Source organism: Pseudogemmobacter sp. W21_MBD1_M6 (assembly GCF_052119585.1).
GTDB lineage: Bacteria > Pseudomonadota > Alphaproteobacteria > Rhodobacterales > Rhodobacteraceae > JBGQOJ01.
This window is the reverse complement of the sequence record NZ_JBGQOJ010000005.1, coordinates 163,606-184,825: the sequence shown is the minus strand read 5'-3', so window position 1 is coordinate 184,825 and position 21,220 is coordinate 163,606. Positions and strand designations below refer to the sequence as shown.

Below are 21,220 nucleotides of genomic sequence, written 5' to 3'. Positions count from 1 at the left end.
TTCCCTAATTTGCCTGCCAGGCGGAACCGCCCAGTTTTCGTTGGACCAAGCCGGAAATCCCTAGCATCATGAAATATATAGCCAGGTAACAGACGGCGGTCGTCACGTAGCTTTCCGTGGCGATGACCGTTTCCGAAAACATCCTCAGCCCTGCTCCCATAAGCTCGAACACGGCGATGATGCTGAGAAGAGAGGTGTCTTTGATCAGAACCGCCGTCTGGCCAAGCAAAGGCGGCACAACGTTCGCAATCGCCTGCGGCAGGACAACGTTCGTCATGGTTTGTTTAGGGGTCATGCCGACAGACAGCGCACCCTCTATCTGACCGCGATCGACGGATTCCAGACCCGCGCGGATGATTTCGCCCATGTATGGCGAGGTGTGTATGGTCAGCGCTATAATGCCGGTTTGAGTCTCATCCAGAAAATTCCCGAACGGCAGTATGGACGGCAAGCCATAATAGATCAGGTAGATCTGTATCAGCAGTGGGGTAGAGCGTATCGCCTGGATGTAAACTGCGACAGGTCGCCAGATCAGCGGATTGGTCGACCTTCGCGCCAGTGCGATGAATATTCCGAACGTCAACGACAGAGCCAGACAAATCGCCGAAATCCAGATTGTATTGACGATGCCTTGCGCGAAGACTTCCCAATACTGCGAGACGATCCGAAAGTTAAAGATACTTTGAAGCCAATCCATTAACTCATCCGGTTTCCTGAGTATTGATGATTTTCGATTTATCAGCCCGCATCACGGCCGCGCGTACGCCGCCGTGAAACGCATAGTGGCGGGCGGGATCTTACTTGTGATCCGCTTCCCAGCTGGTGGTGTTCCACCAGTAGTCCAGCTTTTCATCCAGACGCCCGTCAGCACGGATCAGGCGCATGTAGTTGTCCAATGCGAACAACAGATGCATCGAGTCAGGACGCACCGCAAAACCAAGCGGTTCGCGGCTGATATCGCCGTCAAGAACAACGAGGCCGTCGATGGAAGACATGAAAGCGGCGATCGTCGCCTTGTCGGATACACCGGCGTTGATGCGACCGGACGTCAGTGCCTGAACCGTTTGGGCGGTGCCACCGGAAAACTCTTTCAGTTCCGCGTTCGAAATCTTCTTGCGCGCGAGATCAGCCCATGACGAGGCCTGGGTCGCACCCACAGAGATGCCTGCGACATTGAGATCTTTCCAGGATTTGTATCCTGCGTCTTTCATCGCGAACGCAATGGTTTCCGAGTAGAAAACCGGCTCTGTAAAGACGACCTGCATGCTGCGCTTGGCTGTCGGGGTCATATCCGCCGCAATGAAATCGGCTTTGCCGGACAGAAGCGCGGGAATAAGGCCCTTCCAGTCGTAGTCCTGAACGACCAGTTCAACTTCCATGTCGTCGGCCATCAATTGCGCAAGCTCGATGGCAAGACCCGTTCTTTCACCGGCCTTGTCGATAAAGCTGACGGGTGGCCCTTGTGTCTGAACGGCAATGGTCATCTGCCCGGTTCTGACGATTTTCTCCATCGTAGATTCGGCAAAGGATGCCGTCGCCATCAAGGCCAGCCAGGCACCGCTGGCGGCTGCAACTGCGAGTCTAGTATATTTTTGCATTTTTCTCTCCATTGTTGTGGTTTCTTGTTGTTTCGGCCCGTTACAGGATTTGTCGTAGGAAATCCTGGGCTCGTTCTGATTGTGGGTTGTCGAAAAACTGATCGGGGGTGTTTTCTTCGATGATGGCACCGGCATCCATAAAAATCACACGGTCCGCAGCTTCGCGCGCGAAACCCATTTCGTGCGTTACGACGGCCATTGTCATCCCCTCTGCGGCAAGACCCCGCATAAGTTCCAGAACACCGCCGACGGTTTCGGGGTCAAGCGCGGATGTGGCCTCGTCAAACAGCATGACTTTCGGCTTCATCGCCAAAGACCGCGCAATCGCGACACGTTGCTGCTGTCCACCGGATAACATCGAAGGATAGTTCCCGCCGAGGTTGGGAATGCCGACCTTGTTCAAAAGATCATTGGCAATCGCCTCGGCCTCGGCGCGGCTGCGCTTTAGCACCACGGTCTGCGGCATCACGATGTTTTCCAATGCGGTTTTGTGCTGGTACAAATTGAAATGCTGGAAAACCATGCCGACTTGCGACCGAAGCAGGTTCAGGTTGGTCTTCTTGTCGGTCACGCTGACACCGTCGATGATGATGGTGCCGCTGTCGATCTGCTGCAGCCCGTTCAAAGACCGCAAAAGCGTCGATTTCCCGGACCCCGACGGGCCAATGATCACGACAACCTCGCCGCGATCAATGTGGTTTGTAACATTGTCCAATGCGCGCACCGGCTCTGGACGGGATTTCACGTGGTATGTTTTACAAACCTTATCGATGGTTATCATGATGTCGTTCATGCCATATTCCGTTCTGGTCCTGGCAGCGTTCCGCTGAAACAAAACTCCACCGGCCCTGTCAGCACGGCAGAATTGTCGATGTGGATCTCTATATCGACCGCGCCTGCGGGCATCTCGACCGTGACACGGTTTCGTTTGGTCAATCCGCGCAATTGCGCCGCCCGCACGGCGACGCAGGCACCACTGCCACATGCGGTCGTCAATAGTCCCGGACGCTCATAAACGGTTGACCGGATGTAATCGTCGCGCACCATCTGCGCCGCCCCCACATTGACCTGGTTCGGGAATATCGGGTCATTCTGGATTTTGGGCGCAACCGCCGCCATGTCGACAGCATCCAGATCATCCACAAAATAAACCACATGCGGGTTGCCGATATTCAGCGCAATTCCGTCTGACAACGGCCCGTTTTCCACACCCATATGCAATGTGTCCATAGGGCGGGCCAGCGGAATGCTATCCCATTCTGTCGTGATCCGGCCCATTTCAACGCTGACAATCTTATGCCCCACGCGTCGGCAGCGCAGCGGTCCGACAACCGTTTCCAGAATAATCTCGTTCTGTCCGGTTTCCTCCAGCATCAACCAGCCAAAACAGCGCGTGGCATTTCCGCAGGCCTCGGCGTCTTTTCCGTCGATGTTGATAATCCGCATGAACGCATAGGCGCCCGCCTTTGCCCCCTGCCCGGTCGGCGGCTGAATAATCAAAAGCTGGTCAGCGCCGACACCGGTTCCGAAGTTGCAAATGCGGGCGGAGTCCTCAGGATCGGGCAAGAAGCCGATCTCGCGGCCATCTACGATCACAAAGTGATTTTCCAGCCCCTGCATCTTGATGAATGGCCTGCCCCCTACGGGAGCAATCTCGTCCCAGCGTCTAGTCGACAGAATGTCCGTCCCCCGTTTGATTTGCTTGGCGCCACTCTGGACCATGCCATGGCCCCTTCGCGGCTCAAGTCCGTATGCAACTCGTTTGGTGGTCGCTTTTCCGCATTACACGTACGGCTATTCTCATGTCATAAATTGAAGCATACACAGGGCGGTCTAAAACCACTAACAATTTCGAAACGATCAGGCGCCCCCTTTTTTTCCAGTCCTTTTCAAGGGTGAATTACCCCCGCCCTGCGGCAAACGCTTTGATGACAGCGCGGTGCAAAGGCGGTGTCCGCCCCAGGCACAGATAGGCTGCCAATTGTGACAAGGCGGGCGCGGTCTGCATGCCATAACCGCCTTCCCCGCCAGCCAGAAGAAGCCTTAGGCAACGGGGGCAAACCCGGCCACAGGCGTCCGGTCCGCCACAAAGCTGCGCAGTCCCGCCGGCGAATGTTCGACCCGCGTCACAGGCACGGTGACGGCCTCTGTTCATACCGGTGCGGCCCTTCCGCAACGACCATGTCATCGGCCCAGACATCGTGCGGCTCGACCTCGTCCTCTTCAGCGGGCGCGGGGATCAAAGCGGCAGACCGGCGCAGCGCACGAAGCCCGACAGGCGCCACGCCTGCCAATGCCGCAATATGGTCGACCCACGCGCCAGCTTCCGTCCCGTCTTGAGATGGATATGACCCGTGCGCCCGTCACAATCTGCCCGCCCTTCGCGTGGGAGAATGGCTATTGCGAGAGCTTCAATGCCCGTTTCCGACCCTCTTGTGGCTTGCAAGGCAAACCACTGCCGGGCAATGGATGAACCGCTGAACGGCGAGATTTTCGACACATTGCGCGAAGCCCGGATCCTGATCGAAAGAGGGAGGCGCCACGACACTACGGTCGGCCACATAGTGCCTTGGGCGACCGCCCGCCAGCGCCAGAAAGCATCGTTCCGGCAGACCAAAGGCCGACCATGCATTAACATTCAAACTGGACCACCTGATGGGGGCACTCCACCCGGAAGTGCCGCAATACTTGCCTCACGCCGCTTTTCTAACCACATACGTGAGTGTGACACGTTGGTTTAACTTGACCGGAGCTATTGCGCACAAAGTGTCTTTTCGAGTCGCAAAGTCTCATGCCACCGATGCAATCCCTTCACGCGATGGCAGCTTGCGGGACTGGCAAAACCAGCAGCGGCTGTTCCTCCTCCTGCTCGACCCGCTCAAGATACGTGCGACCATTTACGCCCATCTGGATCAACACCTCGCTCAGGGCGGGTTGCGATGCGATCCTCAGGCGAATTTCCGAAGCGTCTTGTGAAATTTGACGGGCAGCATCTGCTCCGCCTTGCAGGCGCGTGGAAAGGACGTCGCGCGGCATCAGAAATGCCAGTTCCTGAAGCTTGTCGACCTGGCGCCGCGAGCGCTCCCGCGCCGCTTCTTTCTCATCCAGCCAGAACAAGGACTTAATCTGCGCCCCCCCGCAAAGCGCCAATCCTGCCAGCAGGCTTTGCAACATGCGTTCGTCAATGGTCACCTCTGCAACCAACTGTTTGACACCGGCATGCAGAATATTGAATCCCTCGTGCAATGCTTCTTCTGCCTTTTGCACGACCGGGCGAGGATCCTGTCTAGCCGAAATTTCCTGAAGGCGTTCAAGCTGCGTCTCGACGCGCGTCAGCGTTTTGTGCAGATCAAGGTCGCGCCACTGAGCGGGAAGCGCGTTGATCTTACCTTCAATCGTGGCCAACCCGGCATCAACTGCCTTCAGGCGATGCAAAATGATCGCAGTGCTGGCCACAGTGACCCCGATCCCCACGACAGAAGACACCAGCGACGCGACCTGAAGCGTCTGCATGCCGCCAAGCATCGACTGCATGACGTCTATCCGTCTTTTGATCTGCTCATTCTGAACCACGCCGATCAAACCGGTCACGGCCCCGATGGGATCGAGTGGATTGAAGGGAAGACCGGATTGAAATACTTTTTGCAGCATCCCGGTTTCTTGCAGGTGCGCGACGATCCGTCCGGTCGAGCTGTCCTTGAGGATGGAGCCATACCGCACGACGTTGCCAATCGAAAGTGCGGCCTGAAAATTGGCGGGAACGATGAATGGTATGGCCGAGGCAATCATGAGAGACCTTTCAGTCGAAGCTGTGCGGTCTGGTCGATCTGCGACCTGAAGGTCGACCACGAGGATGAAGATTTCGAATTGCCGTCCGGGTCTGTCAATAACCGTTCCAGCATGGTGTCCAAATGCGTCAGGAACCGATCTCTGATCAGTTTCTCCGCGCCCTCACGGGCTGGAACAAAAAAATACGCCGCAGCGACAGCACTTGCTCCCACTACGGCAAAGAGCGGCCATGAGACCGTTGTGACTGGAACAAAGAACATGAACGTCGCGGTCGTCGTCGCAAAGCTGGTCGCCGTCGCGACAAGCCCCAAAGTGCCAAGCGCCAATGCCCCGCTGCCTGCAAGTGCTGCCATCTCGGACAGGGTGGCGCCGTCGAACGCGGCATTGCCTTCGACGCGCATTACAGAGGCCTCGAATGACGATTGAAGGGATGCGGCCAGTCGCCGGTTCAACATGTTGACGTCAGACTGGATCTGCCGCTCGATCGCAGTGCGCGCTGTGGCGCTTGGCATCAGCAAATCCTTCATCGAAAGATCGGCAGCAGCGGCAGATGCACGGGTCTTGAAGGTCTCCCTGGCTGCGAGGCAAGCGTCATAGATGCGTGCACGCTCGGCCTCCCACCAGTCAATAACCTCAGCACGTTGAATCTCTTCGGACAATCAGGGTTCCACCACATAGGGTCTTCAAAAATGAAGATGCCCCAAGTCCATCCGTTTCAACACCCCAAAAACGCGCTTTGCCCGTCTTTCAAAGCCCTGGGCAGCTCGCGCCCGGCCCGCATGATGGCTTTGCCCCCCCGGACCTGCCCCAGACAGTTGCCCGAAAGCCCCGCATCTGGAATGTTTCCCCCGCAATCGCCTAGAAAAAGATCGACGACACCGTGTAAAGCGCACCGCCAAGGATCATGACGACGCCCAGCGCGAACAGGAAGGGTTGCACAGGTTTGGCGGCCATAAACCGTTCGATATGCGGGCCAAGGTATTTTCGGATCATCGCGCACTCTCCGCATCTTGCGGCGGCGTTTCGCCACCCTCTGGGGACATGTCTTGCACATCCATCGGGCGCGGTCCACCGGGGGCCGCTGCCCGCGATCATCCCCAGACCGAAATCCAGACCGAGGGCTTTATGTCCTCGTTTCCATGGTGCGGCAGCTGGATATCAATGATCCGCACCCGGAACATGCGTTCCTTTTTCAGGCCCGACAGCAGCAGCGCCTGACTTGTCGGTCCCAGATGCCCAATCTTGATATCGCGGGTTTTGTGGAAGATGCCGAAGGCCTTGTAGGGCAGGCTGGCGTAGGCCGTGACCTGATCGTTGTCGCCAACCACCAGTTTCACATCGTCCCCAAGGCTAAGCTTGCCCCAGTTAAGTCTTTTCGGCACGCCCAGAAGGGCGGCTTTGCTGATAAGAACCTGCATGGGGCGTATTACCTCTGATGTCTTGCGCACGTCATCACCGCAATGCCCCCCGCGCCGAACCAGACACGCGGTGGCGCTGCGGGCGCACTCTTGCCGTGACTAGTCCACATGGCGCCAGATGAACAGGCGGGATGCCGCGCTTGGCGGATTCTTGCGGACGCCCGCCCCCCGCCCGCCTCAGGTCTTGGCGCCGGTCACGCTCATCTTGCCGGTGATATCAGCGCCGTTCTCGACCACAAGGTTCTCGCAGGCGATATTACCGGTGATCTTTGCCCCCGCCACGATCGACAGACGCTTGCAGGTGACGTTGCCCTGCTGCACCCCCATCAGTTCGGCACTGTCGGCCTTGATCGTGCCCTTGATGTGCCCGTCCTGAGACACGCCAAGGCTGTGCGCCGTGACATTGCCCTTCACGTTGCCATGAATCAAAAGCGTGCCGGTGCAGATCACGTTTCCGTCGATAATCATATCGTCAGAGATCAGGGATGGCCCGTTCTTGGATGTGTCCGTCATGGTGTTCCGCCTCTACCAACTATCTTGTTCCAAGCAATGACCTGCATCCTGCCGATTGAAAAGGGATCATCCGGCCATCGGCTGATCCTTGCACACGGGAGGTGGATCAAAGATCCGGGAAACACAGACATGGTTACAGTCAGTCAGGCAGGCGCACAGTCACATGCACCCTATTCGGTTTTGGCCGTCATTCCATCCTGTTTTTGATCCGGCGGTTCTGAAACGGCCAATCCGGACCGAAAGGCAGGCCTGCCCCTTATTTGGCCGCCCCCGCATCCGGCCTCGCACGCGCCGCCAGAAACAGGGTAATCGCGGTCGCCATTGCCCCTATGCCAAGCAGCACCAGCACCATATTCGCGAACCAGCCCAGAAACGGGATAAAGTTCAGGACGGTCATCACAAGCAGCCCTGCAGCCAGCACCGCCACCCGCACCGCCGTGCCCGGTGCCTTGTCCCCGCCCATGCCCTGCCAGAACCGCAGAGCCAGCACATAGACCCCCATCAGATAGCCCAGCGTCCAGACGACAACGCAAAACAGCACCGCGACCGGCACCAGCGGAATGCCGATCAGGGTCATGGCGCTGACTGGAACGCTGCCCAGCACCGTCGCCAGCCCGAGGAACCCCATCAGAATGGTAAAACCGGGCCGCGCCACGGCGACGGTGCGCAGATGCTCTACCCGCGACGCAAAGAACGCCAGAAGAACCGCGCCCAGCGCCACCAGAAACGCCAGCGTCACCAGCGCCATGGCGAACAGGGTCATAAAGGCGGGCAGGACCGGATAGTCGCGGTCCCTCATCGCCGTCCGCATGTCGCGCAGCATTTCCGACCGCTCCAGCTTTGTGAACCGCACGCGGTCGGTCGGGATCACGCCCTCGGGGATGCTGATCTCTGCCGGGGCGGAATAGGTCAGCGTCCCGCCGATACGCGCCTGCGGGCCAAAGCTGACCTTTTCGGCGATGATCCAGACATCGCCCCCGATCGCGCTATCCAACACCACCTCGCCGCCAGAGACACCAAGGCTGCCGGTCACCGGCCCTTCGATGGTCACCATGCCCCCGGCCAGCCGCGCATTGCCCTGTGTCACGGCAGAGGGCAGCGTGCGCAGGGAAAAGGCCATGGCGGACAGGTCGTGCCCTGTCGTGGCGCGGATGGCCACGGTGGCCCCCACGGCGTAGATGCTGCCCGCCGAGGCCCCGTCAACCTCGACATCGAAACCGGCCGCATGGGTCACCCCCGCCACCTGCCCGCGCAAGCTCAACGATGGCCCCGCCGCAAAGACATCCCGCGAGGCGCTCAGATTGCCGCTGGACCCGGTGCCCGACAGATAAAGGTCGCCGCCCATCATGCGGCTGGTGACTTCGGCGCGGGCGAAACCCGCCATCGCAAGGCAGGCGATCAGCAACAGGGCAAGGCGTGACATGGAAGGCTCCTTTGGTGTCGATCAAAACCCCATGCTACGCCCCTGCCCGCGAAATGAATTGACGACGGTCAACGCGGCGACGGCGGTTCTGGGTCATTGTGGCGTCAACCCGTTCCGAACCAAAGGATATCAGAATGAAAATCACCGGCATCTCGACACTGGACCACGCCCCGCAGGTAGTCGCGGAGTGGCTGAACCTGCTTTGCGAGGATCTGGACTGGGTCGATACCGCGCGCGCCTACCAGTTGCTGCGCGAAACCCTTCACGCCCTGCGGGATTACCTGCCCAGCGACGAGGCGGCGGACCTGTCCGCGCAATTGCCCCTGTTGGTCCGCGGGATCTACTTCGAGGGTTGGAATCCCGCCAAAACTCCTGTCCACCCCCGTGGCAAGGCCGATTTCATCGACCGCGTCGCCGCCAGGTTCCCCGACCGCACCCCGGAGGAGGTTGAAGAGGGCGTGGTGGCCGTATTCGACCTTTTGCGGCGCAAGGTGTCTGCCGGCGAGATAAATCAGGTGGCAAACGCCCTGCGCAAGTCGCTCAGGGATCTGTGGACATAGGCTCCCCTGCGAAACGCCGCCACGAAAAGCCGCTACGAAAAGTACCTGTCGCCCCCCGCATCCACCTACCGGAAAGAGCCCCATGTTTTCAAAAGCCGTCCGCCTGTTCAACATCGCCGGTTTCGAAATCCGGATCGACGCCAGCTGGCTGTTGATCGCGGCGTTGATCGTCTGGACCCTGTCCACCGGCTGGTTCCCCGAGACCCTGCCCGGTCAATCGACCGACACCTACCTGACCATGGCGGTTCTGGCGATGCTGGGCCTGTTCTCCTGCCTTGTGTTGCACGAGCTGGCGCATTCCCTTGTCGCACGGCGCTTTGGCCTCGGGGTTGGCGGCATCACGCTGTTCATCTTCGGTGGCGTGGCCGAGCTTGAAAAAGAACCGGTGGATGCAAATTCCGAATTCTGGATCGCCGTTGCCGGACCGGCCGCAAGTTTCGCGCTGGCCCTGATTGCGGGGATCGGCGCGTGGATAATGCCGGTGGCGACACCGGCGCAGGCGGTTCTGGCCTATCTGTCCACCATCAACCTGACACTGGCCCTGTTCAACCTGGTGCCCGCCTTTCCCTTGGATGGCGGACGGGTGCTGCGCTCGTTGATCTGGCGCAAAACCGGCGACATGATGCGGGCCACACAGATTGCCAGCACAGCGGGCATGGTGTTTGCCTGGGTGCTGATCTTTATGGGCGCCGCCAGCATGGTCGGTGGTCAGGGCGCGATCGGGCTTTGGCCGATCCTGATCGGCCTGTTCCTGATGTCCGCCTCGCGGGCGTCTTACCAACAGCTTCTGATCAAGGCGACGCTGGCCAGATCGACCGCCGCCAGCATGATGAGCACTTCCACCATCAACGCAAGCCCACTGACCAGTCTCGGCGACCTTGTCGACGACATGATGATCGGCCACGGGCGCTCCTTTGTTCCCGTCACCGATGCCGACGGCCTTTACGGCTATATCGACAGCGCCGCTATCCGCGCTGTGGACCGCGCCCTATGGCCGACCACGCGGGTCGTGGATGCGATGCAACCCAGCTCACCCGACAACACCGTATCGCCCGACACCCCCGTGATCGACCTGCTCGAGTTGATGGGCAAGACCGGACGCCGCAAGTTCCTCGTCGCGCGCAATGGCCGCCTCGAAGGGGTCGTGACCCTGTCGGACCTGATGGAATACATCGCCCTGCTGCAAGATCTTGGCGTGACCACGGCCAATGGCACGAAACGGCACTCCTCGTTCGTCGGCAGCTAGGCCGGGGGCCTTGCGCGACATCAAAGACGGGTCGCGGCATTGCTGCAAGTGTCCCCCCTGGAAGGACGCCAACCATGTCTGAGACGGTTTTCAGAACCGAAGGGCTGACCAAGGTCTACGACACCGGAACGGTCAAGGTCTTTGCCCTTGCCGGGGTGGACCTTGCGCTGTTTTCGGGCGAACTGGCCGTTTTGCTTGGCCCGTCGGGCAGCGGGAAATCGACGCTTTTGAACATCCTCGGCGGGCTGGATCACGCCACTCAGGGCCGCGTCTGGTTCCGCGACACGGAACTGACCGGAATGAACGACCGTGGCCTTGCGCGGTTCCGGCGTGATCACGTCGGCTTTGTCTTTCAGTTCTACAATCTGGTGGCCAGCCTGACCGCCCGCGAAAACGTCCAGCTTGTTACCGATGTGGCCAAGGACCCGATGGACCCCGCAGAGGCGCTGGCCCTTGTCGGGCTGACCAACCGCATGGATCATTTCCCGGCGGAACTGTCGGGCGGCGAACAACAGCGCGTCGCCATCGCCCGCGCCATCGCCAAGCGCCCCGATGTCTTGTTGTGTGACGAGCCGACAGGCGCGCTGGACAGCAAGACCGGCGTGCAGGTGCTGGAGGCGCTGAAAAACGTCAACGAACAGTTCGGCACGACGACAATCGTCATCACCCATAACGCCGCGATCCGCAAAATGGCGCACCGCGTGATCCGCTTTCAGGATGGCCACATCAGTGAGGTCGTGGAAAACGCGACCCGCCTCGATCCGGCGGAAATCGAGTGGTAATCGCATGAGAAACATCGTCCATGCCATTGATAAAAAATTGTTTCGTGACCTTGTTCGACTTTGGGCGCAGGCGCTGGCGATTGCCCTTGTTCTGGCCTGCGGTGTCGCGATCATGTTGACGGGTTTCGGCATGTACCGGTCATTGGACGACACCCGCAGCGCCTATTACGAGCGGAACCGTTTTGCCGATGTCTTTGCGCAGGTGCGCCGCGCGCCCTTGTCGCTGATGCGCGACATAGAGGCGATCGACGGCGTCTGGGCGGCAGAGGCGCGGGTGACCGGCAGCGCGATACTGGATGTGCCGGGGCGGCTGCAAACCACGGTCGGGCGCATTCTGTCCCTGCCCCCCGACAGGGAACCGCGCCTGAACGTTCCGGTCCTGCGCACAGGTCGTATGCCCTTGTCCGGCGCGCGGGACGAGATCGTGGTCAACGCGCCTTTCGCCATCGCAAGCGGTCTGGTCGCGGGGGATACCATCGCCGCCAACCTGAACGGCAGCCGTCGCAGTCTGACCATCACCGGCACCGTTTTGTCGCCAGAGTTCATCTATACCCTTGGACCCGGCGCCATGATGCCCGATAACTCATCCTTCGGCATTTTGTGGATGCCTGAACCCGAGGCCGCCGCGGCCTATGACATGACCGGCGCGTTCAACACGGTCAGCCTGAAACTGAGCATGGACGCCCGCAAGGACGAGGTGATCGACCGTCTGGACGCCCTTCTGGCCCCATACGGCGGTCTGGGGGCCTATGACCGGTCGCAACAGGAATCCAACGCCTTCATCGACGCCGAGATCCAGCAGTTGCACACCATGGTCTATGTGATGCCGCCGATCTTCTTCGGCATAGCCGCGTTTCTGGTCAATATGGTCATCGGGCGGATCATCTCGTTGGAGCGCAGCGAGATCGGGCTGTTGAAGGCGATCGGCTATACCAACGGTCAGATCTGCATGCACTATCTGGTTCTGGCGGGGCTGATCGCGGTCGGCGGTGTCGGGATCGGCTGGATCGTGGGCGCGTGGCTGGCGCATGGCATGGCGGCGCTTTACGCGCGGTTCTTCGACTTTCCGTTCCTGATGTATCGGGCGTCCTATGTCGCCTATGCCGTTTCGGGGGTGCTGGGGGTGGCGGCGGCGCTGCTGGGCGCGGTGCGCAGTGCGCTGAAGGCCGCGCTGCTGGCACCCGCAGTTGCCATGGCCCCGCCCGCCCCGCCGCATTTCTCGCGCGGGTTTCTGGACCGCGGCCTGTCGGCGCTGGGGATGCGGCAATCGGGAATGATGATATTTCGCAGCCTGACGCGATGGCCCGTGCGGTCGGGGCTGACCGTGCTTGGTCTGGCGATGTCGGTCGCTATTCTGGTCAGTTCCGGCTTTTTCAACGACGCGCTGGACAGCCTGATGGACCGGTCCTTTACCCAGTCGAACCGGCAAACCGCCACGCTGGCCTTCACCGGCGACCTTTCGGAAAGCGTGCTGGAGGAGGTGCGCCGCCTGCCCGGTGTGTTGCAGGTCGAGGGGCAGCAGGCGGTTCCCGTCACCCTGTCGCACGGCCACCTGTCCAAGCGCACGGTGATCGAGGCCCGCAGGCCCGACCCCGACCTTGCCCGCGTGATAGACGACGCAGGCCGCGTTCTGAACGCCCCGCCCAGGGGGATCATCCTGTCGGACCGTCTTGCCGCGCATCTGAATGTGGCGGCGGGCGGCGCGGTCGATATCCGGTTCATGACGGGCCGCCGGGAAACGACGCGGGTGACCGTGGCCGGCACGGTGCCGCTGTTTGTCGGCCTTGGCGCCTATATGGATCTATCGGCCCTTGGCACCCTGTTGCGGCAGATCCCGCAGGTCTCGGTTGCGCATGTGACGCTTGATGCCGCGCAGGAGGATGCGTTTCATGCCGCGATCAAGGACATCCCCAAGATCACCAGCGTGACCATGCTGACCCACGCCCGGCGCTCGTTTCAGGAGACCATCCGCGAGAATGTCATCATCATGACCACCGTCTACATCACCATCGGGGTGCTGATCACCATCGGCGTCAGCTATAACGGCGCGCGGATACAATTGTCCGAACGCGCCCGCGAACTGGCCAGTCTGCGCATCCTCGGGTTCACCCGCGCCGAGGTCTCGCTGATCCTTGTCGGGGAAACCATGCTTCTGGCGGTGCTGGCGCAACCGGTCGGATGGCTGCTTGGCGCGCTGATCGCCAAAATTGTCGCGCAAGGGTCGGCCAGCGACCTTTATGCGATCCCTTTTGTCTTGCAGCCCTCGACCTTCGCCACCGCCAGTCTGGTGGTTCTGGGGGCCGCGTTCGGTGCCGCACTTGTGGTGCGCCGCAGGCTTGACCGGCTTGACCTTGTGGCCGTTCTGAAAACACGGGAATGAAGCTATGGCATTGAACACACGAACAATTCTTATCTCGGGCGTCGGGGCCATCGCCCTAGCGGCCCTGATCGGCGTCGCGGTCTGGCCCGAACCGGTGCCCGTTGACCTGAAAACCGTCACACGCGGACCGATGGAACAGACGGTCAATGCCGACGGCAAGACACGGATCCGCGACATCTATGACATCTACAGCCCCATATCCGGCACCGCGCAACGTGCCCCTGTCGCGGTGGGCGACAAGGTCACCCAAGGGGAAACCGTGGTGGCCGTGGTGCAGCCCGTGGCACCCGCCCTGCTGGACCGCCGCACGCGCCTTCAGGCAGAGGCCGCCGTGCAAGAGGCCCAATCCGCACTGCGCATCGCCAACAGCCAATACCATCAGGCCAACGAGGAACTCGGCTATGCCCGGTCCCAGTACGACCGCACCCAGACGCTGGTGACGCGCGGGGTCGCCTCTGTCACCCAGCTGGAGGACGCGGCACAGCGCCTTGAGATCAAGAAAGCCGCACTTGAAACCGCCGCCTCTGGGTTGGCGATGGCCAACAGCGCGCTGTCCCGCGCGCAGGCCGCGTTGATCGAACCGAACGGCGCCACCCCGCCGCCCGAAAGTTGTTGCGTCCGCATCGATGCCCCGATCAGCGGATCGGTTCTGGCGGTCGATGTCGTCAGCGAACATACCGTCTCGGCGGGCACCCGGCTGGTGTCCATCGGGCAGACCGACAATCTGGAAATCGTGGCGGACCTGTTGTCCAGCGACGCCGTGCGTCTTGCGGCGGGTGCCGATACCGTGGTCGAACGCTGGGGCGGCCCCCTGCCCCTTCACGCGACCCTGCGCAGCGTCGATCCCTCGGCACGAACCAAGGTGTCGGCCCTGGGGATCGAGGAACAGCGGGTCGAGGCGACATTCGATTTGACCTCTCCACCTCAGGACCGCGCCGGGCTGGCCGACGGGTTTGCGGTGTTCCTGCGGATCACCGAATGGCGGTCGCCGGACGAGTTGCAGGCGCCGCTGAGCGCGCTGTTTCGCCACCAGGAGGACTGGGCCGTCTTCACCGTTCAGGACGGGCGGGCGCGGCTGACGCCTGTCCAGATCGGGCGGCGCAATGGCACCTTTGCGCAGGTGCTGGGCGGTCTGGAGCCGGGACAGCCGGTTATCACCCACCCCAGCGACAAGATTGCCGACGGGGTGCGGGTCATCGACCGCGCGGATATGTGAACGCGCGATAAAGAAAACGGCGCCACACGGACGCCGCCACAGATCGAAACAGGCGATGCTCAGGTGCGCTTGGCGTTCAGCAAATCGTCCATCATCTTCTGGCTCAACTGCACCAACTTTCCGGTTTCGGCGGTGTATTGCTCTATCGCCTTGTTCAGGAATTCGGTCTGGACCGTCTTGATCTGATCCATATCCTTGCAATGCAGCATACGATGCTGGGTTTGCACGTCTTCCTTGATGCGATCGGCGATGAACTGGGCGCATTCACTGTTGATTTCCGCCATTTTCTCGGCCATTGCCGCGCCGAACCACGTCATCGGCATCATGCCGGATTTCTGGATCGCGGCGAAGGCCTCTGTCATCGCCGTCGCCGGGTCTTTCGGTGTCTGGTTGGGTTTTGTCTGATCGGCCATTTGGAACCCCCTGCATATGGCGTTGAAAAAATCATAGTATCAAGGAATCCCCGGTTCCGACTTGACGCGCATCAAGGCATCGCCCCGCACAGTGGGTTTTTCGACCCGCGCCCGCGTTGACAGGCACCGACACGCGTTGACGACGGTCAATGACCGGGCGCGGTATTTTCCGCCAGATTAACCGTGTCGGGCCTATCACGTGAAACGATCAAGGAGACACAGAAGATGACAAGCGCCGCGTTCGTCATGTTGTCCGGCCGTCCGACACCCCGACAGGTTCCGGGCCGCTACGAGTTCCGCTGCTGGCCCGCGGACCTGCCGCAAGCGGCGTCACTGCTGCAACGCGACTGGCTGTTGACCAAGGCAGAGGTCCGGTCGGACATCTATCTTGTATCGCCATCCAGCGACCGTCACCTTGCCAAGCTTCGCGATGGAAATCGCCTTGAAATCAAAGCGCTGCGCGCAACGTCTTATCCTCTTCAATATTGGGAACTTGTCCTGTCGGACGACTTCCCCCTCAGCCGGAGCAGCCTTGGCACCTTTGCCACGGAACTGGGCCTGACGGTTGCGCCCGACACCCGCGCCGGACGTTCGCCCGCGCATCTGATGGCCTATCTGGCCGCCACCCATGCCACCCCCCGCATCGAGACGGTGGACAAATCGACCATCACATTCCAACGCGGATCAACCCGCGCGGGCATCACCTTCGTCACCCGTGACCAATTCCGCGCGTTAAGCATATCGGTCGAGGACGAAGACCCGCATCTTGCGCTGGAGGCGGTGTCGGAGCTGGGCCTTGCGATCTACCCGAACCAGTCCTTTGGCGAGGTGCTGTCGCCGCGACGGCTGGGGATGATGACACCGGAACCGATGCCGGACTTTGCGGCCTTCATCTGAACGGATTGGCTGGTTCTTATGGGCGATACCGATCCTATCTTCTCGATCCAGAAGCATGACGCAACACATCTGCATTACGATTTCCGGATCGAGGTCGGCGGTGTGTTGCGGTCATGGGCCTTGCCGAAAGGCCCATCCACCGATCCCGCGCAAAAGCGGCTGGCAATCCCCACGGCCGATCACGAACTGGATTACGCCACCTTCGAAGGCTACATTCCCGAAGGTCAATACGGCAGCGGAACCGTGCTGGTCTGGGACATCGGAACCTATCGCAACATCACCGAAAAAGACGGCAAGCCACAGCCCATCGACACCGCACTTGGCGCGGGGCACGCGGTGATCCAACTTGACGGGAAAAAACTGAAGGGCGGGTATATTCTGCAACGCGGCGGCGACGGGGGCCAGCCGCGCTGGCTGTTGACAAAGGTGCAGGACGAACATGCGGACGCCCGGCGCAAACCTCTGATATCGTTTCCATATTCGGTGCTAAGTGGGCGATCTCTGGATGACATCAAGCGCGAGGAAGGCCCGGAATGACGCCGTGATCCATGGGCAAAACACCGTCACCGCCCATGGTGCCTTTCGGGCGGTGACGGTGTTCACGGGGCAAAACGCCCCGCGTCACTCTACCTGAAGCGTCGAGATATATTCGATCAGCGCCAGTATCCGGCCGCGCACAAACTGTTCGCGATCTTCGGGCGAATAATCCCACCCCAACTGATCGGGCGCGCGCACGCGGTAGCGTTGCCCCCAGGCGGGCATCTCGCGGGTGCCATGCACGCCTGCGGGGCCATCGCCGGCAATGGTTTCAAAGATCGCCGACACCGGAAAAACGCCGCCATTGTTCTTTTGCAAAACGGTCAGGTCGGACGGCTTTGTGTTCATGAATTCCTGCATTACCCCGTCGCCCGTGCCCGAGGCCCCGTGGCATGCCGCGCAATGATCCATGAATTCGCGCTCTCCCAGATTTTGCGCATGCGCTGCGGGTGCCTGCGCCAAGGCAAAGACGGTCAGAACGGATGCCAGAACAGGTAGATGTGTCATTACGATTCCTCCTTCGCGATAAAATTTCTAAAATCCAACTGTTCAAGCCTACGTCGTTTTCGGACCCGCACATTGACGACCGTCAAAAGCGCACCGCCCGAAACTGCGGGGCGCTTTTTGACAGTGATCAATGTGCCAATGGCCCGACGGTGCGATGTTTGGGCATTGTCAATTTAGGATTGCAGATCATGAAAAACGAAAAATTATGGGTCCTTGTCCTGAATTCCACGCGTGCGCGTATTTTGCGTAATCTGGGACGGGACGGCTCCACCACAGAGGCCGAGCTTGTCCTGCGCTCCGAGAACCGGCACCTGAAGGACATCATGTCCGACAAACCGGGCCGCAGCTTTGCCTCGGTCGGCGACCGGCGGTCGGCGATGGCCTATGGTTCAGATCCGGTATTCGAGGACGAACGCGCCTTTGCAAAAGAGGTGCTGTCAGTGCTGGAAACCCACAGGCGGGCGGGCGATTTTGACCAGCTGGCGGTTTTTTCCGAGCCTGAAATGCTGGGCATTCTGCGCAAGGAATATCCGAACCTGCTGAAGGAAAAGATCCTTGGCGAGTATCGCAAGAACCTGCTGCACGAATCCGAGCAAGACCTGCCGCGGATCGTCGCGAAAGACCTGTTCCAGCGCAACGCCTGAGGCAGGTTCAGCCCTGCCCGCCCAGAATCTGCGTCGCACGGGCCAGATAGGCCTGTGCCTGACGCGGCCATTTTTCAGGCTTTCGCGGGTGCCGCTCTCTCAGATGGTCAATCGACAGCCGCGCTCGCGTCATGCAGCGAAACACGGTATAGGCCTTCATCAAACCGTCCGAGGGGGCCGCAAAGCCCGCCTTTTCCATGGCCGCCAGAACCATCTCGCCGATCCAGGGCGCGCCCAGCATCGCGCATTCAAGGCCAAGGTAGTTCACCTCGTCGAAGATATCGATCATCAGCATCTCAGACGCGAACTCTATCCGGTCAAAGATCACCGGCGGCGATGTCAGGCAGACATGTTCAGGGCGCAGATCGCCGTGCCCCTCGATGATCAGGCGGGCGGTGTCGCGCTGTGCAATCTCGGGGGCATGGCCTGCGATCATCGCCTCGGCCCGCGTTGCCGGCCCCATAGCGTCGATGCCGCCAAGATACTGCGTCATATCCGCAAGATGGGCCGTGTTGACCGCGCTTTCGGCCGTCAGATGCTTTTGATAGACGCCCGGTCTGGCCGGTTCCCCCTGCCGTTCCCGATAAAAGCGGACCAATCGTGCGGCGACATCGGTAATTCTGGCGCGGCTTGGCTGTTTTCCGGCCTTCAGCACTTCGTCCAGAATGCGCGTCGCCGGAAGGCGGCGCATCACGACCAGCCAATCCACAACCCGGCCATCACCGCCAAGCGCAAGTTGCCCGCCCGCGCCGATGACAACCGGTTCCAGCCCCAGATAGACATCGTCCCCCGCCAACTGCCGATTCAGGCGTAATTCCTCGGTGCAGGCATGTTCGCGGGCGGCCAGACTGCGGTGATCGAGGAAATCCAACGCGATGGGTTTCTTGATTTTCAACGCCCGGTCGGCGGTCAGAAAGACAAAGGCGGTGTGGGTCTCGATGCGGGTCGCCCCCGGAAAGGCGCGGGCCAGAAGGGCCAGTTTTTCATCCAGTGTCACCGGACGCGCAGGCCCGTCCGCAGCCGCCACATGGCCCTTCATGCAGGTCGCCCGACCGGCTGCACGAAGGTCACAAGCTTCGTGGCATCCAGGCCCAACGCCTGCGAAATCGCGGGCGCGTCGGCCCCGCCCACAAGACAGGTGCCCAGCCCGTTCGCGGCGCAGAACAGATAGACATTCTGCCCCACGATCGCGGTGTCGACATGGGCATAGATGCGCTTCGCATCCGCCCCCGCCTCTGCCATTTTCAGCAGGTCCGCGACAAGGATCAGCGCCATCGGCGCGGTCCGCACAAAGGGCTGGGTGGACAGGACCGCGCGAATATCCTCGGTCAGGATGGTGTCCAGGGTGTTGGTCGCGGGGTCGTAGGAATGCACACCTGCCGCGTCGGCCACATAGATCAGCGTCTCGGCAGAGCCGCGCCAGGATGGCGCGGTATGAAGCCCGCTGTCGGGCCTGTTGATCCCGAACGCCGCCCAGAGCAGCGCCAGAAGCGTCTGCGTCTCAATCGGATCGGGGGCAAAGCTGCGGGTCGAGCGGCGCTTCATCAGCGCCTCTGTCACGGTCCGTTCCACCTCTTGCGCCATTGCGCTGCCCGCCAGCACATGACCGATGCCCGTGGCCAGACCAGTCGCGCCCAGAAACAGGCGTCGCGACATTGAAATGCGTCCCATACCGTCCTCCTTCACTCCTCTTTCATCATCGGTCCGGGCAAGCAGGCGCGTCATTGACCGACGTCAATGACGCGCAGCCCGTCCGACGCAAAGATCGCGGTTATGATATTCTTCAGCCTCAACCATTCCGCAGATCTGGGACGCGCCGTTGCACATGCGGGCGGGTTTCCCCTTGCCCTGCATGAAGAGCGCGAATTCAGCGGCGGAGAGCACAAGGCCCGCCCCCTGCTCAGCGTACGCGGCAAGGACGTCTATGTCCTGCATTCGCTTTATGGCGAACCGGGGATGTCGGCCAATGACAAGCTGTGCCGCCTGCTGATGTTTCTGGCGACCTGCCGCGAGAACGGTGCCGCGCGGGTGACGGCGATCGTGCCCTATCTGGCCTATTCGCGCAAAGACCGGCAGACCAAACCCCGCGACCCGGTGACCACGCGCTATGTCGCCGCCCTGTTCGAGGCGATGGGCACCGATTGCGTCGTGACGCTGGACGTTCACAACCATGCCGCGTTCCAGAACGCCTTTCGCTGCCAGACGGTGCATCTGGACACGCGCCGCCTGTTCACCGCGCAAATCCTTGCCCGCGCCGACGAGGCCCCCATTGCGATCGTGTCGCCTGACGGCGGCGGCATCAAACGCGCCCAGCTTCTGCGCGAGGCCCTGACCGAAACATCCGAGCGGAGCTTTGATTTCGGCTTTATGGAAAAGCGCCGCAGCGAGGGTGTTGTATCCGGTAGCCTGTTCGCCGGTGATGTCATGGGACGCTCTGTCTGGATCGTGGACGACATGATCGTCGGCGGCGGCACCATGCTGCGCGCCGCGCGGGCCTGCCGCGAACACGGTGCCTCGCAGGTGCATCTGATCGCAACCCACGCGATGCTGACCCCCGAGGGGATCGACACATTGGATGATCCGGCGATCGACACGGTGACGCTGACCGATGCGGCGGCGGGTCTTGGTCCGGCGCGGGCTGTTCTGGGCGACCAGCTGGTCGGCGTATCCGTCGCACAAGAGATCGCGCAGACCATTCTGCGGCTGTCTCTGGGCCAGTCGATCAGCCCCGTTCTGGACCCGACCGGCAACACCCGTTGAGCGGGATCAATGCGCAAACGGCCGCAGTGCGGAATGATGCGGTGCAACACCTGGTCAGCACCAGAAACCAGACGGAGGATACCATGGAAATCTCAAAGGCAATGCACAAGAAGGCGCAATGGGTCAGCGCGGACACGCCGGTGTCCGATGTCGCGGCCATCATGAAAAAGGACGACATCGGGTCGGTGCCCGTGGGCGAGAACGACAAGCTGATCGGCATGATCACCGACCGTGATCTGGCGCTGCGGGTCGTGGCCGAAGGGCGCGATATGAAAAAGACACTGGCCAGGGACGTGATGACGCCGGGCATCATCTATTGCCAGACCCACCAGACGGTCGAGGACGCGATCCACCTGATGGACCAAAAGAAAATCCGGCGGATGCCGGTTCTGGACGGCAAAAAGCGCATGGTCGGGATGCTGAGCATCGGCGATGTGTCCCATTCTGTCGGGCACGATCTGTCCGGCGAACTGATCCAGGCGGTCAGCGATCATCACGCCTAAGCCCTGTTCCCCCCTTCGCGCATGAAAAGGCCCC

At 60.9% G+C, this 21,220-nt stretch carries 24 protein-coding genes and 1 pseudogene; 11 read left to right on the top strand and 14 right to left on the bottom strand.

The genetic code is table 11. The annotated features are described in order from the left end of the window. Positions 1-4 precede the first annotated feature (4 nt). From ACEN2R_RS08605 to dapF, 4 genes are all read right to left on the bottom strand, one after another. Positions 5-697, bottom strand: a complete 693-nt coding sequence (locus ACEN2R_RS08605) for an amino acid ABC transporter permease (RefSeq protein ID WP_442041224.1) — start codon at positions 695-697, stop codon at positions 5-7. Positions 698-797: 100 nt separating this feature from the next. Next, positions 798-1,598: an ABC transporter substrate-binding protein gene (locus tag ACEN2R_RS08600; protein WP_442041222.1), complete on the bottom strand. Its 801-nt coding sequence runs from the start codon at positions 1,596-1,598 to the stop codon at positions 798-800. 40 nt (positions 1,599-1,638) lie between these two features. Beyond that, on the bottom strand, positions 1,639-2,391 hold the full coding sequence (locus ACEN2R_RS08595; RefSeq protein WP_442041220.1) for an amino acid ABC transporter ATP-binding protein: 753 nt from the start codon (positions 2,389-2,391) through the stop codon (positions 1,639-1,641). After that, complete coding sequence (gene dapF / locus ACEN2R_RS08590) at positions 2,388-3,320, bottom strand: diaminopimelate epimerase (protein ID WP_442041218.1); 933 nt, start codon at positions 3,318-3,320, stop codon at positions 2,388-2,390. The genes ACEN2R_RS08595 and dapF overlap by 4 nt, the downstream gene beginning before the upstream one ends. Before the next feature lie 652 nt (positions 3,321-3,972). Here dapF and ACEN2R_RS08585 point away from each other — a divergent pair. Further along, positions 3,973-4,233, top strand: a pseudogene (locus tag ACEN2R_RS08585) (integrase core domain-containing protein); the annotation flags it as partial. A gap of 176 nt (positions 4,234-4,409) precedes the next feature. Here ACEN2R_RS08585 and ACEN2R_RS08580 read toward each other — a convergent pair. The 6 genes from ACEN2R_RS08580 to ACEN2R_RS08555 all read right to left on the bottom strand — a co-directional run bounded on the left by ACEN2R_RS08580 (position 4,410) and on the right by ACEN2R_RS08555 (position 8,741). Continuing rightward, positions 4,410-5,387 (bottom strand): hypothetical protein, encoded by a 978-nt coding sequence (locus ACEN2R_RS08580; RefSeq protein WP_442041216.1) that lies wholly within the window; start codon positions 5,385-5,387, stop codon positions 4,410-4,412. After that, positions 5,384-6,046: a hypothetical protein gene (locus ACEN2R_RS08575; RefSeq protein WP_442041214.1), complete on the bottom strand. Its 663-nt coding sequence runs from the start codon at positions 6,044-6,046 to the stop codon at positions 5,384-5,386. Before ACEN2R_RS08575 ends, ACEN2R_RS08580 begins: the two co-directional genes overlap by 4 nt. Before the next feature lie 199 nt (positions 6,047-6,245). Further along, a complete protein-coding gene (locus ACEN2R_RS08570) occupies positions 6,246-6,380 on the bottom strand; it encodes a hypothetical protein (RefSeq protein WP_442041212.1) in 135 nt (44 codons plus the stop codon). 98 nt (positions 6,381-6,478) lie between these two features. Next, entirely contained in the window at positions 6,479-6,805 is a 327-nt protein-coding gene (locus ACEN2R_RS08565; protein ID WP_442041210.1) for a hypothetical protein, read from the bottom strand. Positions 6,806-6,982: 177 nt separating this feature from the next. After that, the gene (locus ACEN2R_RS08560; protein ID WP_442041208.1) at positions 6,983-7,318 is read right to left on the bottom strand and encodes a bactofilin family protein; all 336 of its coding nucleotides are present in this window, start codon (positions 7,316-7,318) and stop codon (positions 6,983-6,985) included. A 256-nt stretch (positions 7,319-7,574) separates the two neighbouring features. Beyond that, entirely contained in the window at positions 7,575-8,741 is a 1,167-nt protein-coding gene (locus ACEN2R_RS08555; protein WP_442041206.1) for a hypothetical protein, read from the bottom strand. Positions 8,742-8,875: 134 nt separating this feature from the next. On the opposite strand from ACEN2R_RS08555, the gene ACEN2R_RS08550 reads away from it, so the two are divergent. The 5 genes from ACEN2R_RS08550 (at position 8,876) to ACEN2R_RS08530 (ending at position 14,925) form a co-directional block, all read left to right on the top strand. Beyond that, complete coding sequence (locus ACEN2R_RS08550; protein ID WP_442041204.1) at positions 8,876-9,301, top strand: DUF2267 domain-containing protein; 426 nt, start codon at positions 8,876-8,878, stop codon at positions 9,299-9,301. An 82-nt stretch (positions 9,302-9,383) separates the two neighbouring features. Next, positions 9,384-10,547 (top strand): site-2 protease family protein, encoded by a 1,164-nt coding sequence (locus tag ACEN2R_RS08545; RefSeq protein ID WP_442041202.1) that lies wholly within the window; start codon positions 9,384-9,386, stop codon positions 10,545-10,547. A gap of 74 nt (positions 10,548-10,621) precedes the next feature. Then, positions 10,622-11,329 carry an ABC transporter ATP-binding protein gene (locus ACEN2R_RS08540; RefSeq protein ID WP_442041200.1) on the top strand — a complete coding sequence of 236 codons (708 nt, stop codon included), beginning with the start codon at positions 10,622-10,624 and terminating at the stop codon, positions 11,327-11,329. Between the two features lie 4 nt (positions 11,330-11,333). Next, entirely contained in the window at positions 11,334-13,709 is a 2,376-nt protein-coding gene (locus ACEN2R_RS08535; RefSeq protein WP_442041198.1) for an ABC transporter permease, read from the top strand. Between the two features lie 4 nt (positions 13,710-13,713). Next, on the top strand, positions 13,714-14,925 hold the full coding sequence (locus ACEN2R_RS08530; protein ID WP_442041196.1) for an efflux RND transporter periplasmic adaptor subunit: 1,212 nt from the start codon (positions 13,714-13,716) through the stop codon (positions 14,923-14,925). A 59-nt stretch (positions 14,926-14,984) separates the two neighbouring features. On the opposite strand, the gene ACEN2R_RS08525 is transcribed toward ACEN2R_RS08530, so the two are convergent. After that, positions 14,985-15,338, bottom strand: a complete 354-nt coding sequence (locus ACEN2R_RS08525) for a phasin family protein (protein ID WP_442041194.1) — start codon at positions 15,336-15,338, stop codon at positions 14,985-14,987. A 225-nt stretch (positions 15,339-15,563) separates the two neighbouring features. On the opposite strand from ACEN2R_RS08525, the gene ACEN2R_RS08520 reads away from it, so the two are divergent. Both ACEN2R_RS08520 and ACEN2R_RS08515 read left to right on the top strand, forming a co-directional pair. Further along, entirely contained in the window at positions 15,564-16,235 is a 672-nt protein-coding gene (locus tag ACEN2R_RS08520) for a hypothetical protein (protein ID WP_442041192.1), read from the top strand. An 18-nt stretch (positions 16,236-16,253) separates the two neighbouring features. Then, positions 16,254-16,772, top strand: a complete 519-nt coding sequence (locus ACEN2R_RS08515) for a DNA polymerase ligase N-terminal domain-containing protein (RefSeq protein WP_442041190.1) — start codon at positions 16,254-16,256, stop codon at positions 16,770-16,772. Between the two features lie 84 nt (positions 16,773-16,856). On the opposite strand, the gene ACEN2R_RS08510 is transcribed toward ACEN2R_RS08515, so the two are convergent. Continuing rightward, a complete protein-coding gene (locus ACEN2R_RS08510) occupies positions 16,857-17,279 on the bottom strand; it encodes a c-type cytochrome (RefSeq protein WP_442041188.1) in 423 nt (140 codons plus the stop codon). Between the two features lie 188 nt (positions 17,280-17,467). Between ACEN2R_RS08510 and ACEN2R_RS08505 the strand changes: the two genes are divergently transcribed. Beyond that, positions 17,468-17,923: a host attachment protein gene (locus ACEN2R_RS08505; RefSeq protein ID WP_442041186.1), complete on the top strand. Its 456-nt coding sequence runs from the start codon at positions 17,468-17,470 to the stop codon at positions 17,921-17,923. Positions 17,924-17,930: 7 nt separating this feature from the next. Here ACEN2R_RS08505 and ACEN2R_RS08500 read toward each other — a convergent pair whose 3' ends face one another. Together ACEN2R_RS08500 and ACEN2R_RS08495 are read right to left on the bottom strand one after the other, a co-directional pair. After that, positions 17,931-18,962 (bottom strand): hypothetical protein, encoded by a 1,032-nt coding sequence (locus ACEN2R_RS08500; RefSeq protein WP_442041184.1) that lies wholly within the window; start codon positions 18,960-18,962, stop codon positions 17,931-17,933. Continuing rightward, the gene (locus ACEN2R_RS08495; RefSeq protein ID WP_442041182.1) at positions 18,959-19,594 is read right to left on the bottom strand and encodes a nitroreductase family protein; all 636 of its coding nucleotides are present in this window, start codon (positions 19,592-19,594) and stop codon (positions 18,959-18,961) included. The genes ACEN2R_RS08500 and ACEN2R_RS08495 overlap by 4 nt, the downstream gene beginning before the upstream one ends. 102 nt (positions 19,595-19,696) lie before the next feature. Between ACEN2R_RS08495 and ACEN2R_RS08490 the strand changes: the two genes are divergently transcribed. Together ACEN2R_RS08490 and ACEN2R_RS08485 are read left to right on the top strand one after the other, a co-directional pair. Further along, positions 19,697-20,683: a ribose-phosphate diphosphokinase gene (locus ACEN2R_RS08490; RefSeq protein ID WP_442041180.1), complete on the top strand. Its 987-nt coding sequence runs from the start codon at positions 19,697-19,699 to the stop codon at positions 20,681-20,683. An 83-nt stretch (positions 20,684-20,766) separates the two neighbouring features. Then, positions 20,767-21,186: a CBS domain-containing protein gene (locus tag ACEN2R_RS08485; RefSeq protein ID WP_442041178.1), complete on the top strand. Its 420-nt coding sequence runs from the start codon at positions 20,767-20,769 to the stop codon at positions 21,184-21,186. The last annotated feature ends 34 nt before the right edge of the window (positions 21,187-21,220 follow it).

Coding starts and splice junctions, on each gene's coding strand:
- ACEN2R_RS08605 (WP_442041224.1), bottom strand. CDS start 697: ATGGATTGGCTTCAAAGTATCTTTAACTTTCGGATCGTCTCGCAGTAT.
- ACEN2R_RS08600 (WP_442041222.1), bottom strand. CDS start 1,598: ATGCAAAAATATACTAGACTCGCAGTTGCAGCCGCCAGCGGTGCCTGG.
- ACEN2R_RS08595 (WP_442041220.1), bottom strand. CDS start 2,391: ATGAACGACATCATGATAACCATCGATAAGGTTTGTAAAACATACCAC.
- dapF (WP_442041218.1), bottom strand. CDS start 3,320: ATGGTCCAGAGTGGCGCCAAGCAAATCAAACGGGGGACGGACATTCTG.
- ACEN2R_RS08580 (WP_442041216.1), bottom strand. CDS start 5,387: ATGATTGCCTCGGCCATACCATTCATCGTTCCCGCCAATTTTCAGGCC.
- ACEN2R_RS08570 (WP_442041212.1), bottom strand. CDS start 6,380: ATGATCCGAAAATACCTTGGCCCGCATATCGAACGGTTTATGGCCGCC.
- ACEN2R_RS08565 (WP_442041210.1), bottom strand. CDS start 6,805: ATGCAGGTTCTTATCAGCAAAGCCGCCCTTCTGGGCGTGCCGAAAAGA.
- ACEN2R_RS08560 (WP_442041208.1), bottom strand. CDS start 7,318: ATGACGGACACATCCAAGAACGGGCCATCCCTGATCTCTGACGATATG.
- ACEN2R_RS08555 (WP_442041206.1), bottom strand. CDS start 8,741: ATGTCACGCCTTGCCCTGTTGCTGATCGCCTGCCTTGCGATGGCGGGT.
- ACEN2R_RS08550 (WP_442041204.1), top strand. CDS start 8,876: ATGAAAATCACCGGCATCTCGACACTGGACCACGCCCCGCAGGTAGTC.
- ACEN2R_RS08545 (WP_442041202.1), top strand. CDS start 9,384: ATGTTTTCAAAAGCCGTCCGCCTGTTCAACATCGCCGGTTTCGAAATC.
- ACEN2R_RS08540 (WP_442041200.1), top strand. CDS start 10,622: ATGTCTGAGACGGTTTTCAGAACCGAAGGGCTGACCAAGGTCTACGAC.
- ACEN2R_RS08535 (WP_442041198.1), top strand. CDS start 11,334: ATGAGAAACATCGTCCATGCCATTGATAAAAAATTGTTTCGTGACCTT.
- ACEN2R_RS08530 (WP_442041196.1), top strand. CDS start 13,714: ATGGCATTGAACACACGAACAATTCTTATCTCGGGCGTCGGGGCCATC.
- ACEN2R_RS08525 (WP_442041194.1), bottom strand. CDS start 15,338: ATGGCCGATCAGACAAAACCCAACCAGACACCGAAAGACCCGGCGACG.
- ACEN2R_RS08520 (WP_442041192.1), top strand. CDS start 15,564: ATGACAAGCGCCGCGTTCGTCATGTTGTCCGGCCGTCCGACACCCCGA.
- ACEN2R_RS08515 (WP_442041190.1), top strand. CDS start 16,254: ATGGGCGATACCGATCCTATCTTCTCGATCCAGAAGCATGACGCAACA.
- ACEN2R_RS08510 (WP_442041188.1), bottom strand. CDS start 17,279: ATGACACATCTACCTGTTCTGGCATCCGTTCTGACCGTCTTTGCCTTG.
- ACEN2R_RS08505 (WP_442041186.1), top strand. CDS start 17,468: ATGAAAAACGAAAAATTATGGGTCCTTGTCCTGAATTCCACGCGTGCG.
- ACEN2R_RS08500 (WP_442041184.1), bottom strand. CDS start 18,962: ATGAAGGGCCATGTGGCGGCTGCGGACGGGCCTGCGCGTCCGGTGACA.
- ACEN2R_RS08495 (WP_442041182.1), bottom strand. CDS start 19,594: ATGGGACGCATTTCAATGTCGCGACGCCTGTTTCTGGGCGCGACTGGT.
- ACEN2R_RS08490 (WP_442041180.1), top strand. CDS start 19,697: ATGATATTCTTCAGCCTCAACCATTCCGCAGATCTGGGACGCGCCGTT.
- ACEN2R_RS08485 (WP_442041178.1), top strand. CDS start 20,767: ATGGAAATCTCAAAGGCAATGCACAAGAAGGCGCAATGGGTCAGCGCG.